12 protein-coding genes are annotated in these 13,049 nt (G+C 67.5%); 11 read left to right on the forward strand and 1 reads right to left on the reverse strand.

Annotated elements, in window-relative coordinates; translation table 11 throughout:
• The first annotated feature begins 47 nt into the window (after positions 1-47).
• The 11 genes from ppsA to ACSQ2F_RS07815 all read left to right on the forward strand — a co-directional run bounded on the left by ppsA (position 48) and on the right by ACSQ2F_RS07815 (position 11,153).
• Positions 48-2,444 carry a phosphoenolpyruvate synthase gene (ppsA, locus tag ACSQ2F_RS07765; RefSeq protein ID WP_436021427.1) on the forward strand — a complete coding sequence of 799 codons (2,397 nt, stop codon included), beginning with the start codon at positions 48-50 and terminating at the stop codon, positions 2,442-2,444.
• 7 nt (positions 2,445-2,451) lie between these two features.
• Entirely contained in the window at positions 2,452-2,754 is a 303-nt protein-coding gene (locus tag ACSQ2F_RS07770; protein WP_436021429.1) for a hypothetical protein, read from the forward strand.
• Positions 2,755-2,851: 97 nt separating this feature from the next.
• Positions 2,852-3,118 carry a DUF4212 domain-containing protein gene (locus ACSQ2F_RS07775; protein ID WP_436021431.1) on the forward strand — a complete coding sequence of 89 codons (267 nt, stop codon included), beginning with the start codon at positions 2,852-2,854 and terminating at the stop codon, positions 3,116-3,118.
• A 1-nt stretch (position 3,119) separates the two neighbouring features.
• Positions 3,120-5,243 (forward strand): VC_2705 family sodium/solute symporter, encoded by a 2,124-nt coding sequence (locus ACSQ2F_RS07780; protein ID WP_436021433.1) that lies wholly within the window; start codon positions 3,120-3,122, stop codon positions 5,241-5,243.
• Between the two features lie 109 nt (positions 5,244-5,352).
• Positions 5,353-5,715: a 30S ribosomal protein S6 gene (gene rpsF / locus ACSQ2F_RS07785; RefSeq protein ID WP_436021435.1), complete on the forward strand. Its 363-nt coding sequence runs from the start codon at positions 5,353-5,355 to the stop codon at positions 5,713-5,715.
• Positions 5,716-5,752: 37 nt separating this feature from the next.
• Positions 5,753-6,064 carry a primosomal replication protein N gene (priB, locus tag ACSQ2F_RS07790; protein WP_436021437.1) on the forward strand — a complete coding sequence of 104 codons (312 nt, stop codon included), beginning with the start codon at positions 5,753-5,755 and terminating at the stop codon, positions 6,062-6,064.
• Between the two features lie 3 nt (positions 6,065-6,067).
• Positions 6,068-6,358: a 30S ribosomal protein S18 gene (gene rpsR / locus ACSQ2F_RS07795; RefSeq protein ID WP_085751034.1), complete on the forward strand. Its 291-nt coding sequence runs from the start codon at positions 6,068-6,070 to the stop codon at positions 6,356-6,358.
• 13 nt (positions 6,359-6,371) lie between these two features.
• Complete coding sequence (rplI, locus tag ACSQ2F_RS07800) at positions 6,372-6,824, forward strand: 50S ribosomal protein L9 (RefSeq protein ID WP_436021440.1); 453 nt, start codon at positions 6,372-6,374, stop codon at positions 6,822-6,824.
• A gap of 147 nt (positions 6,825-6,971) precedes the next feature.
• Positions 6,972-8,402 (forward strand): replicative DNA helicase, encoded by a 1,431-nt coding sequence (dnaB, locus tag ACSQ2F_RS07805; RefSeq protein ID WP_436021442.1) that lies wholly within the window; start codon positions 6,972-6,974, stop codon positions 8,400-8,402.
• A 260-nt stretch (positions 8,403-8,662) separates the two neighbouring features.
• Positions 8,663-9,826, forward strand: coding sequence for a PA0069 family radical SAM protein (locus ACSQ2F_RS07810; RefSeq protein ID WP_436026772.1), 1,164 nt, complete (start codon positions 8,663-8,665; stop codon positions 9,824-9,826).
• 163 nt (positions 9,827-9,989) lie between these two features.
• Positions 9,990-11,153 carry an ABC transporter substrate-binding protein gene (locus tag ACSQ2F_RS07815; RefSeq protein WP_436021444.1) on the forward strand — a complete coding sequence of 388 codons (1,164 nt, stop codon included), beginning with the start codon at positions 9,990-9,992 and terminating at the stop codon, positions 11,151-11,153.
• Positions 11,154-11,156: 3 nt separating this feature from the next.
• Here the strand turns inward: ACSQ2F_RS07815 and ACSQ2F_RS07820 are convergent, their stop codons facing one another.
• Complete coding sequence (locus tag ACSQ2F_RS07820; protein WP_436021446.1) at positions 11,157-12,845, reverse strand: tetratricopeptide repeat protein; 1,689 nt, start codon at positions 12,843-12,845, stop codon at positions 11,157-11,159.
• Positions 12,846-13,049: the final 204 nt, after the last annotated feature.

Below are 13,049 nucleotides of genomic sequence, written 5' to 3' on the forward strand. Positions count from 1 at the left end.
CGGGGCCCTGGGAACACACCGGTTTTTCATCATCACGGAGCTTTCCCATGTCAACCCCAAACCTGGCGACCGCCCTGGTCGTACCGTTTGAACACCTGAGAATGACCGACGTCGAGTCGGTTGGCGGCAAGAACGCCTCATTGGGCGAAATGATCAGCCAACTGGCCGCCACCGGGGTGCGCGTGCCCGGCGGCTTCGCGACCACCGCACACGCCTTCCGCCAGTTCCTGGCCCACAACGGCCTGGCCGAGCGCATCAGCAAACGCCTGTCCACGCTCAACACCGAAGACGTGCGCGCCCTGGCTGAAGCCGGCGGCGAGATCCGCCGCTGGATCGAGGAAACGCCGTTCCCGGCCGACCTTGAAGCCGCCATCACGGCCGAGTTCGCCAAGCTGACCGCCGGCAACCCGGGCGCGTCATTCGCCGTGCGCTCGTCCGCCACCGCGGAAGACCTGCCCGACGCCAGCTTCGCCGGCCAGCAGGAGACCTTCCTCAACGTCGTCGGCATCGAAGACGTGCTGCACAAGATGAAGGAGGTGTTCGCCAGCCTCTACAACGACCGTGCCATCAGCTACCGCGTCCACAAGGGCTTCGCCCACAGCGACGTGGCCCTGTCGGCCGGCGTGCAGCGCATGGTGCGCTCCGACCTGGGCGCGGCGGGCGTCATGTTCACCATCGACACCGAGAGCGGCTTCAAGGACGTGGTGTTCATCACGTCCAGCTACGGCCTGGGCGAGACGGTGGTGCAGGGCGCGGTGAACCCGGACGAGTTCTACGTCCACAAGCCTTCGTTGAAGAACGGCAAGTCTGCCGTCATCCGCCGCAACCTCGGCTCCAAGCTGATCAAGATGGAGTTCGCCACGCCGGAGGAGAAGGCCCAGTCCGGCCGCCTCGTCAAGACGGTGGACACCGCCACCGAGCAGCGCAACCGCTACTCGCTGAGCGATGCCGACGTCACCGAACTCGCCAAGTACGCCCTCATCATCGAGCAGCACTACGGCCGCCCGATGGACATCGAGTGGGGCAAGGACGGCACCGACGGCCAGCTGTACATCCTGCAGGCCCGCCCGGAGACGGTGAAGAGCCAGTCCGCCGGCAAGGTGGAGCAGCGCTACAAGCTCAAGGGCACGGGCACCGTGCTCGTCGAGGGCCGCGCGATCGGCCAGAAGATCGGCACCGGCCCGGTCCGCATCGTGCACAGCCTGGCCGAGATGGACACCGTGCAACCCGGTGACGTGCTCGTGACCGACATGACCGACCCCAACTGGGAGCCGGTGATGAAGCGTGCCGCGGCCATCGTCACCAACCGCGGCGGGCGCACCTGCCACGCGGCCATCATCGCGCGCGAACTCGGCATTCCGGCCGTGGTCGGCTGCGAGAACGCCACCGACGTGCTGAAGGACGGCGCGCTCGTGACCGTCGCCTGCTCCGAGGGTGACACCGGCTACATCTACGACGGCCTGCTCGAGACCGACATCTCCGACGTGCAGCGCGGCGAACTGCCGTACTGCCCGATCAAGATCATGATGAACGTGGGCAACCCGCAGCTCGCCTTCGACTTCGCCCAGATGCCCAACAGCGGTGTGGGCCTGGCGCGCCTCGAGTTCATCATCAACAACAACATCGGCGTGCACCCGAAGGCCATCCTCGACTACCCGAACGTCGATGCCGACCTGAAGAAGGCCGTCGAGTCGGTGGCGCGGGGCCATGCGTCGCCGCGCGCGTTCTACGTCGACAAGCTGGTCGAGGGCATCGCCACCATCGGTGCTGCCTTCTGGCCGAAGCCGGTGATCGTGCGCCTGAGCGACTTCAAGAGCAACGAGTACCGCAAGCTCATCGGCGGCTCGCGCTACGAGCCCGAGGAAGAGAACCCGATGATCGGCTTCCGGGGTGCCGCGCGCTACGTGAGCGAGGCCTTCGGCGAAGCGTTCGCGATGGAGTGCGAGGCGCTCAAGCGCGTGCGGGGCGAGATGGGCCTCACCAACGTCGAGATCATGGTGCCGTTCGTGCGCACCCTCGGCCAGGCCCAGCGGGTCACCGAGATGCTTGCCGAGCGCGGTCTCAAGCGCGGCCAGGACGACCTGCGGCTCATCATGATGTGCGAGGTCCCGAGCAACGCCGTGCTGGCCGAACAGTTCCTCGAGTACTTCGACGGCATGTCGATCGGCTCGAACGACCTGACGCAGCTCACCCTGGGCGTGGACCGCGACTCCGGCCTCGAGATCCTGTCGCGCGACTTCGACGAGCGCGACCCGGCCGTCAAGGCGCTGATCTCGCGTGCCATCGCGGCCTGCCGCGCCGTCGGCAAGTACGTGGGCATCTGCGGCCAGGGGCCCAGCGACCACCCGGACTTCGCCGACTGGCTGGCGGCCGAAGGCATCGTGTCCATCTCGCTGAACCCCGACACGGTCGTGGAGACCTGGCAGCGCCTCGCCAAGGGCTGACCTCGAGGTGGAGGACGCCGCGCTGCTGCTGGCCCGGTCGATCAAGCTGCTTGCCGAGATCGCGATCCTCGCCGCCCTCGGCGAGTGGTGTCTCGGCCGGCTGCTCGGACCGCGGCGCGCGGCAAATCCCTTTCATGCCCTGCTTCACGCGACCACCCTGCCGCTGCGCAAGGTGGCCGCGTGCTTGCCACCGGCTCGACTGCCTGCCGGTTGGCGGGTGTTCATCGTGGCCGCGCTGCTGGCGGCCATCTGGGCCGGGGCACTGGCGTGGAAGGTGGCGCTGTGCCGCCCCCAGGGCGGCTGTGCATAGCGGCTGAACGGGAGCGGGGCAGGGCGGGGCGGGTTCTCCGGTATCGACACTGTCACGCAGGGCGCCAACAATGCCGGCTTCGGTCCGGAGCCTCGCCGTGCATTCCTCATCAGCGTCTGACCTGAGCCACTGGCGCTTCGTCCGCGCCTTCACCCTGGCGCTGCTCGCGGTCTGGTTCGCGGTGACCTTCGGGGTCACCTTCTTCGCGCGGGACCTCGGCTTCATGTTCTTCGGCTGGCCGTTCAGCTACTGGGTGGCGGCACAGGGCGCGCTGATCGTCTTCGTGATCCTGATCGGCCTCTACGCCTGGGTGATGAACCGGATCGACGCCGCAGGCGCACTGCCTTCGTCACGGGTCGACTGACGTGTTCCGCTTCTTTCCCGAGCCGGGGGCACGCAGTTTCACGCAGCAGCTCAACCGCATCTATGCGGCCTATGCCGTGGGCCTGCTGGCCTTCATCGCCGGGATGGTCATGCTGGAGCAGATGGGCCTCGCTAAACGGTGGATCGGCCTCATCTTCCTCCTGGCCACGGTGGTGCTCTACGCCGGGATCGGCATGCTGTGCCGCACCACCGATGCCGAGGAGTACTTCGTCGCGGGCCGTCGCGTGCCGGCGTTCTACAACGGCATGGCGACGGCGGCCGACTGGATGTCTGCGGCTTCCTTCATCAGCCTGGCCGGCACGGTGTACCTGCAAGGGTATGCGGGGCTCGCCTTCATCCTCGGCTGGACGGGCGGGTACTGCCTCGTCGCGCTGCTGCTTGCGCCCTACCTGCGCAAGTTCGGTGGTTACACCATCCCCGACTTCCTCGGCGAGCGCTATGGCGGTCACCTGGCACGTGGCGTCGCCGTGGTGGCTGCCGTCATGTGCTCGTTCCTCTACGTGGTGGCCCAGATCTATGGCGTCGGGCTCATCACCACCCGGTTGACCGGCGTCACCTTCGAGATCGGCATCTTCCTCGGGCTCGGCGGCGTGCTGGTCTGCTCGTTCCTCGGGGGCATGCGCGCGGTCACCTGGACGCAGGTGGCCCAGTACATCGTGCTCATCATGGCCTACCTCGTGCCCGTGGTGTGGCTGTCCGTCAAGCAGACGGGCGACCCGGTGCCGCAAGTGATGTACGGGCCGCAGCTGCAGCAGCTGAGCGAGCGCGAGCGGGAACTGGCGCGCGACCCGAAGGAGCTGGAGGTGAGGGCGCTGTTCCAGGCTCGCGCCGACGAGCAGCGAGCCCGCCTGGCTGACGTCCCCGCGGCGCTCTCGCGGGAGCACGACCTGGCCCGACAACGGGTGGACGCCCTGCGCATTGCCCAGTCGCCCCTGAGCGAGCGTCAGGCGGCCGAGCGCAGCCTGGCCGCCTTGCCCGGCGACGAAGCGGCGGCTCGACAGCAGTGGAGCCAGGCCATGGCCAACGAGGAGTCGCGAGCGCGACCGCTCGGCGGCATGCCGCCGCATGCCGTCCCGTTCGCGGGCGACCCGGGCGGCAGCCCCGCCGAGCAATCGGCCTTCGAGGACTCGCGCAACAACTTCCTCGCCCTCGTGTTCTGCCTCATGGTGGGCACGGCCGCGCTTCCCCACGTGCTCATGCGCTGCTACACCACGCCATCCGTGGCACAGACGCGGCAGTCGATCACCTGGTCACTTGTCTTCATCCTGCTGCTCTACCTTTCTGCTCCGGCGCTGGCGGTGATGGTGAAGCATGAGGTGTTCACCTTCCTGGTGGGCACCTCGTTCGATCGACTGCCCGCCTGGATCGCCCACTGGACCAAGGTCGACCCGACCTTGCTCTCGGTCGTCGACGTGAACCTCGACGGGCTGCTCCAGTTGGCGGAGATCCGCATCGGCGCCGACATCGTCATGCTGGCGGCCCCGGAGATCGGCGGGCTGCCCTACGTCGTCTCGGGCATGGTGGCCGCCGGCGGTCTGGCGGCCGCCTTGTCGACGGCCGACGGGCTGCTGCTCACCATCGCCAACGCACTGTCCCACGACGTCTATCACCGCATGATCGATCCCGGCGCGCCCGCCCGACGCCGCGTCATGCTGTCGAAGATGCTGCTGTTGCTCGTGGCCCTGGCTGCCGCCGGCGTGGCGGTGCAGCGGCCGACTGACATCGTGTTCCTCGTGTCGGCGGCGTTTTCAGTAGCGGCGTCGGCCTTGTTCCCGGCCCTGGTGCTCGCGGTCTTCTGGCGCCGCGCAAACAAGTGGGGCGCGGTGCTCGGCATGTCGTCGGGCCTGGCCATGGCGCTGTACTACATGGTGCGCAACGAGCCCTGGCTGCGCGGCGTGTTCGGCATCCAGAGCGAGCCGGCCCTCTGGTTCGGCATTCAGCCGATCTCGGCCGGCGTCTTCGGCGTGCCGCTCGGGTTCGCCGTCATGGGCGTCGCGAGCCTGCTCACCGGGCCGCCGGATGCCCGGGGACTGGCGCTGGTCGACCGCTTGCGCGCCCCCGGCGAAGGCACCTCACCCGGGGCGCCAGGCAGCCTCCCTGCATGATCTTCCGGCGAACCCCTTTTTCGGAGTACAATCGCGGGCTTACCTTGCCACACCCGTCTGACTGACGCTTCGGGGTGGCTTCCTGCTACGGAAATCAGAAGGAGTTCCAATGCGTCACTATGAAATCATCCTGCTCATCCATCCGGATCAGAGCGAACAGGTTCCGGCCATGCTGGAGCGCTACAAGGGCATCGTCACCGCCGGCGGCGGCAAGGTGCACCGCGTGGAGGACTGGGGCCGTCGTCAGATGGCTTACATGATCCAGAAGCTGGCGAAGGCGCACTACCTGTGCCTCAACATCGAAGTCAGCAAGGAAGTTCTCGAGGAAATCGAGACCGGCTTCCGCTTCAACGATGCCGTGCTTCGTCACCTGACCGTCGTGAAGTCGAAGGCCGAGACCGGCCCGTCCGTCATGATGAAGTCGGTCGAGCGCGAAGACGCCCGCAAGGCGCCGCAAGAGGCTTCGGCCTGACGAACACACTGCCTGCGGCGACGGCTGCCCACGCCACATGAACCGGCTGGTTCTGTTGGCCGAGGTGATCGAACGAGGCGCAGGGCGGTTCACCCCGGCCGGTCTTCCGGTCTGCGAGTTCAGCCTCCGGCACGAATCGCAGCTCACGGAAGCAGGCCAGCCCCGCAAGGTCTCCATGGAGATCCGGGCGGTGGGCATCGGTGACATCGCCACGCGGCTCCAGCGCCTGGAGATCGGCCGGGCCGGCAACTTTGCCGGGTTCCTGACCAACCAGCGCAACGGCCGAGGCATCGTGTTCCATGTGACCGAATTCGAAGATTGTTCCGGATCAGATATTCCAAAGAGGTGAAATATGGCCCCCCCACGTGGTAAAGGTCGGTTCTCGAAGGACCGCAAGCCCAAGCGCAACCAACAGTCCCTGCTTTTCCGCCGCAAGCGCTTCTGCCGCTTCACGGTGACCGGCGTCGAAGAGATCGACTACAAGGACATCGACACGCTGCGCGACTTCATCGGCGAGAACGGCAAGATCACGCCGGCCCGCCTGACTGGCACGCGCGCGTTCTTCCAGCGTCAGCTGACGACCTGCATCAAGCGTGCTCGTTTCCTGGCCCTGCTGCCGTACAGCGACCAGCACAAGGTCTGAAGGAGCACTTCCCATGCAAATCATCCTGCTTGAAAAAGTCGCCAACCTCGGCAACCTCGGCGATGTCGTCAAGGTCAAGGACGGCTACGCCCGCAACTTCCTGATCCCGTCGCGCCAGGCACGTCGTGCCACGGAAACCGCGATCAAGGAATTCGAGGCCCGTCGCGCCGAACTCGAGAAGGCCGCCGCCGAGAAGCTGGCCGCCGCACAAGCCCTGGGCGAGAAGATGAGCGGTCGTACCGTTCACATCACCCAGAAGGCCGGTGTGGACGGTCGCCTGTTCGGTTCGGTCACGAACCAGGACATCGCCGAAGCGCTCACCCGCATCGACTTCAAGGTCGCCAAGGCTCAGGTTCGCCTGCCGAACGGCCCGCTGAAGACGGTCGGCGAGCACCTGGTGACGGTGGCTCCGCACACCGACGTGGTCGTCGAGGTGAAGGTGGTGGTCGTCGGCGAAACCGACTGATCACACTCAGCGCTCGAACGAGAAGGGCCGGCACTGCCGGCCCTTTTTCCGTTTGGGCGCCGCCTTCGCGGATTTCCACCGGATGCCCCCCGCTCGTCCACAGCCTTACCCACAGGCGGCCGCTCAGGCCGCCCGTATGATTTGACGATGTCTGCAGTCTTCACCACCACCACCTTCGTACCGCCCGGCGCTTCGGGCCATGATGATGAAGTCGCCCGCCTGCGGGTGCCACCTCATTCCGTCGAGGCGGAGCAGGCGGTGTTGGCGGGCCTGCTGCTCGACAACAGCGCCTGGGACCGTGCCGGCGACCTGCTGAAGGACACCGACTTCTACCGCGCCGAACACCGGCTCATCTACGGGGCGCTCGGCGGCCTGATGAACGCCGGCAAGCCGGCGGACGTGATCACCGTGTTCGAGCACCTGCAGATGCAGGGCAAGGCCGAGGAATGCGGCGGCCTGGTGTACCTCAATGCGCTGGCGCAGAGCGTGCCGAGCGCGGCGAACCTGCGACGCTATGCCGAGATCGTCCGTGAACGATCGGTGCTGCGCAAGCTGGTTGCCACCAGCGACGAGATCGCCACCGCCGCACTCAACCCGCAGGGGCGCAACGTCTCGGAGATCCTGGACGAGGCCGAAAGCAAGATCTTCAAGATCGGCGAAGAAGGCTCGCGCTCGCGTGAGGGCTTCCTCAGCATGGACCAGTTGGTGGTGCAGCTGATCGACCGGGTGAATGAACTTCACGAGAACGGTGCGGAAGACGTGACCGGCGTGCGAACCGGCTTCTACGATCTCGACCGCATGACCTCGGGCCTCCAGCCGGGCGACTTGATCATCCTCGCGGCGCGCCCGTCCATGGGCAAGACCGCCTTTGCGCTCAACATCGGCGAGTACGTCGCAGTGAACGAAGGCCTGCCGGTCGTGGTGTTCTCGATGGAAATGGGCGCCGCCCAGCTGGCGCTGCGGATGGTCGGCTCGCTCGGCCGCATCGACCAGGGCCACCTGCGCACCGGCGCGCTGCGCGACGACGAATGGGGCCGCCTGTCCGAGGCGGTCGAGAAGCTCGGCAAGGTCAGCATGTTCATCGACGAAGGTTCGGCCCTCAGCCCGAGCGAGCTGCGCGCCCGGGCACGTCGGCAGGCGCGTCAATGCGGTCAGCTCGGCCTGATCGTCATCGACTACCTGCAGCTGATGAGCGGCAGCGGCGGCAACGAGGAAAACCGGGCCACCGTGATCGGCGAAATCTCGCGGGGCCTGAAGTCGCTGGCGAAGGAACTGAAGTGCCCGGTCATCGCGCTGTCGCAGCTGAACCGAAGCGTCGAGACCCGCACCGACAAGCGCCCCATGATGAGCGACTTGCGCGAGTCCGGCGCCATCGAGCAGGACGCCGACGTGATCATGTTCATCTACCGCGACGACTACTACAACCGCGAGACGAGCAAGGAGCCCGGGGTCGCCGAGATCATCATCGCCAAGCAGCGTAACGGCCCGGTGGGCACCTGCAAGCTCGCCTTCCTGAAGCCGCTGACCAAGTTCGACAACCTTGCCCCGGGCTACGCCTCGGGTGGCGACGAGTACTGAGCGCGCAGAGCGCCGACCCCCATCGACATGAAGCTGGCCGGCGCGTCGGTGCGGCTGAACGGACCTGTCGCGGCTGTGCGGCCTGCTTGGTGAAGCCGATCGACACGGCTGAACCTGGCGCCCGTGGCCGTGAAGAGCGTCTCGGCCTCCACCTTCGCGCATGTTGCTCCAGCAACCCGAAGTGGTCGCGTGCAGGGCAGGGCCCCACGCTCCCGTTGGTTGGGTGTACTGTATATAATTACAGTATGCGAGCCCCTTTCATGCCGAAGCCCTCGGGCGCCACCGGTGCGCCGGACGATGCCGGCTGTGGCGACCCGATCCCCGTTGCCGAAGTGCGCATCGCGCCGCCCCTCAAGGGACGCGGCACGGCTTGGGACCTTCCGCACCGTTTCACTCGCCTGCAGCACGAGACCTTCGACGACGGCTGGGGCAGCCTCGACCAGGAGGCCGCTGAAGAGCGGCTTCCGCCGGCGACCGAGGTCATCGAGGAACACGTCAAGTCGATCATCACCGCGAACGACTCGCCCGACATCTCGTTCGACCTCTCCATCAACCCCTACCGAGGCTGTGAGCACGGCTGCATCTACTGCTTCGCACGGCCGACCCACAGCTACCTGAACCTGTCGCCCGGCCTCGACTTCGAGACCCGCATCGTGGCCAAGGTCAATGCCGCCGAGCGGTTGCGCGAGGCCCTGGCCCGCCCGCGTTACGAACCCAAGGTCATCAACATCGGCTCGGCCACCGATGCCTACCAGCCGGTCGAGCGTCGGCTGGGCCTGACGCGGGCCATCATCGAGGTGCTCAGCGCCAGCCAGCACCCGTTCTCGGTGATCACCAAGTCGTCCGGCGTCGAGCGCGACATCGACCTCATCGCTCCCATGGCGCAAGCCGGCATGGCGGTCGCGTACGTGTCCGTCACCTCGCTCGACCCGGCCCTGTCACGCATCCTGGAGCCGCGCGCGGCCTCGCCACAGCGTCGCCTGAAAACCATCGAGGCCCTGGCCCGGGCCGGCATTCCGGTCGGCGTGAGTGTCTCGCCGCTGATCCCGTTCATCAACGAGCCCGAGCTGGAGCGGGTGCTGGAGGCTGCCGCCGCTGCCGGAGCGACGAGTGCCTTCTCGGTGGTGCTGCGCCTGCCCTGGGAAGTGAACCCGCTGTTCCAGCAATGGCTGGACACCCACTTCCCCGACCGTGCCGCTCGGGTGATGGCGCGCGTGCGGGAGATGCGCGGTGGCAAGGACTACGATGCCCGCTTCGGCTCGCGCATGAGCGGGCAGGGCGTCTGGGCCGATCTGATGCGCCAGCGTCTCCAGAAGGCGTCCGCCCGCCTCGGCCTCGACCGGCGTGACCGGTCCGCGCTGGATGTCTCGCGGTTCATCCGCCCCGCCGGCCGTCTTGCTTCCAGCCAGCGCGAACTCTTTTGAGGCGGCGGACGGGGGCAGGGCGTCGCTCGCTTCCACGACGAGCGCAGGACTGCCATCACCTCGGCGACACCTTGGTGCCCGCGCGACGCCCCGGGTCCCCCCTGAGTGCGGGGGCGTGTCCGTTCCCCCTAGGATCACGGCCCCTTCACCCTGATCTGACGCGATGCCCGCAAGCCTTCTTCGACGTCGAACCCTGAATTCAATCGGTGCGCTGGCTGCGGCACTGGCGATGCTGGCCTCGGGCGCGCCTGCCCGGGCCGCAAGCGAGATCGTTCTCGGCCAGGCGGTGCCGCTGAGCGGCGTGATTGCCGCCACCGGGGCCGAATACGTGGCCGGGGCCCAGGCCTACTTCGCGCAAGTGAACGCCAAGGGGGGAGTGAACGGGCACCGCATCCGCGTGGTGGTGAAGGACGATGGCTACAAGCCGGACGAGACGCTTCGCGTGACGCGCGAGTTGCTGCAGAACGAGAAGCCGGTTGCGCTGTTCGGGTTCATCGGCACCGGCAATGTCATGAACCTCGTGAAGAACAAGGTGCTGAGCGACGCGCGGATCGCCTTGCTGGCTCCCTTCACCGGTGCGATCGACCTGCGCGAACCGCCGAATCCGAACATCTTTCACATTCGCGCAAGCTACACCGATGAGGCGGCCAAGATGGTCGAGCACCTGCACAGCATCGGGGTGCGCCGGTTTGCCGTGATGTACCAGAACGACGGCTTTGGCAAGAGCGGCCTGGCGGGCGCCGAATCGGCTCTGGACAAGCTCGGCCTGAAGGCGGTGGCCACGGGCTCCTACGACAGGACGAAGCCCGAGGAGGTCGACGAGGCAGCGGGCGCGATCGCAGCGGGCAACCCCGAGGCGGTCATCATGGTCTCGGTGAACAAGGCCTCGGCGGCCTTCGTCAAGAAGCTGCGCGCCGCGGGCAGCCGGGCCCAGCTGTTCAGCATCTCGGTCGTGAACGTGAAGGAACTCGTGAAGAACACCGGACAGGAACTCACGCGCGGCGTCGGCGTTGCCCAGGTGATGCCCTATCCGTTCGTGCCCACGACGCCGGTGGCGCGCGAATTCCTTGCGGCGATGAAGCAGTACCAGCCCGACCAGGTTGTGTCGTACACCAGCATGGAATCGTTCATCGCTGCCAAGGTGATGGTCGAGGCCCTTCGCCGGGCCGGCCCGGACGCCGGACGGGAGCGCATTGCCGCAGCCCTCGAGGGCATTCGCGACTTCGACGTGGGCGGGTTCACCATCGGCTTCGGGCCTGGCCAGCGCGTGGGCTCGAAGTATGTGGAGGTGACGGTCATCGGGGCCGAGGGGCGCTTGCTGCGCTGAACCTCAGGTGGTGGTTCGTGCGCCGGTCCCGGCTGCCGCGATTTCGGGTGTGGCGTTGGCGGGCGGACGGGCACCCGCGGTCAGGGAACCCGTCGTTCGTTCACTGGCCTGGGCCAGCGCCGGTATGGCGGCAGTGGCCATGACCTGGGTGCGGAGCCGCTCGATCCGTTCGGAAAGTTGCGTCTCGTCGCCAACGGTGTCGCGGTGACGCTGGAGGGTGAGCCGGGCCAGGTCCACCAGCTTGGCGTTGAGACTTCGCTCGGCATGGTCGAGCAGGGTCCGCACCGCTTCGGCCGCCCGCCCGTCGTGCGAGAGCCCCATCGCCTGTTCGGCGAGCAGGGTGACGCGCTTGTGGGCCTCCTGAACGCCGGCTGCGAAGGGCGCGTGTGCACCGGCCGCCCCCGTCATCAATTCCGTCAGGGCCCTTGAACTGGCAAAGCGCATGCTGAGCCTGTCGACCCACCGCGGTGCCTCGGGCATCTCGGCGCCCGCGGCGGCCAGCCCCGACCACACCGTGAGCAGATGGCACGCCGTTTCCCCGTCGAGCCCCACATCAGCCGACAGCGAGGCCATTCGCCCGAGTGCCTCGGCCAGGGCGGCTGGCTGGGAGAGGAGGCCGAGCGCCAGGGAGAGCTCGGCGAGGCGGGCCATCCGGGCGTTCCCGGCGTCCTGGGCGGCCGCGTTCTGCAAGGCGCCGAGGGCCCGCTGCAAGGCCTTGGCATCACCCTGCCGCAGTCGCACGGCCGCGAGCAGGAGCAGCACCTGCGGATCGAACATCCTCGAACCCGACCCCAATGTGCTGGCGCGCTCCAGCGCCTTGGCTGCCTCGTCGATCCGGCCGGTGTAGAACGACAACAGCGCGTGCCGCTGCAGCCGGGCGATCGATCCGCGGGTGAATTCCCAGGCCCGTTGGCACGTGGCGGCCGCCGCTTCGAGGTTGCCCTGTTCCACCTGCAGGCGACCAAGGACGTCGAAGGCATCGGTGTACTTGGGTTGGTCGGCCACCAGCGACTCCAGGCCCCGCATGGCGGCGGCCGCCTGCTGGCTTCCGATCTGCGCGCGCGCCAGTCCGAGTCGGGCCCATGGCACGCTCGGCTCCAGCGCCAGCACCTGCTCGCTGAGACGGCGTGCACCATCGAGGTCCCCGAGACGAAACAGCAGCTCGCCGCCCAGGCGCGCGGCATAGGCGTGATACGGTCCCCGCTCGGTGAATCGCCGCGCGCAAAGGCCTGCCGCGTCGGCGAGCTCGCCGCGTTCCACGGTGGCGAAGATCTCGGCGAGCGATTTCTTGCGCCGCCGCGACTGCGCGATCCGCTCGCCCAGGGCGGACGCGGTGTAGGGCTTGAGGAGGTAGCTGTCCACAGCCGACTCGGCGGCGTCCGCCACCATGGTCTGGGAGGCGCCGCCGGTGACGATGATGAAGACCGTCGACAAGGGCAGCAGTTGCATCCGTCGAAGGTCGTCCAGCAGGTTCTGGCCCGAGTAGCCTTCGGCCTCGAACTCCTGTTCGCACAGCACGATGTCGAACGTGCGCGACTCCAGCTGGCGGCGGGCGTCCTGGATGCGGGCGCATTGGACGATGGCACCGACGCCGAAGTCGCGCAGTTGCGCAGCGAGCAGGCCTCGCGCGGTGGGGTTGGCGTCGATCACCAGTGCGGACGACTTGGCGATGTCGCGGTCGATCAGCTGCATCGGTGGCTCCGGACGGGTGGGGTGGCGACAGGGCGCCCGTCTTGGGTTATCGACGCCTCCACGCCGGCACTTGAGCCGCACGGCCCCACCGTGCTGCAAGTCACGAATCGCGACCGGCTCTTCCCCCACGCCGCAGGCGCCCGAGATCCACCAGCAAAAACAACGGCGCCCGAAGGCGCCGCGTTTGAAGGCTCAGAGCGGCCG

The organism is Rhizobacter sp. LjRoot28, from assembly GCF_964253025.1.
In the GTDB taxonomy this organism is placed as follows: domain Bacteria; phylum Pseudomonadota; class Gammaproteobacteria; order Burkholderiales; family Burkholderiaceae_C; genus Rhizobacter.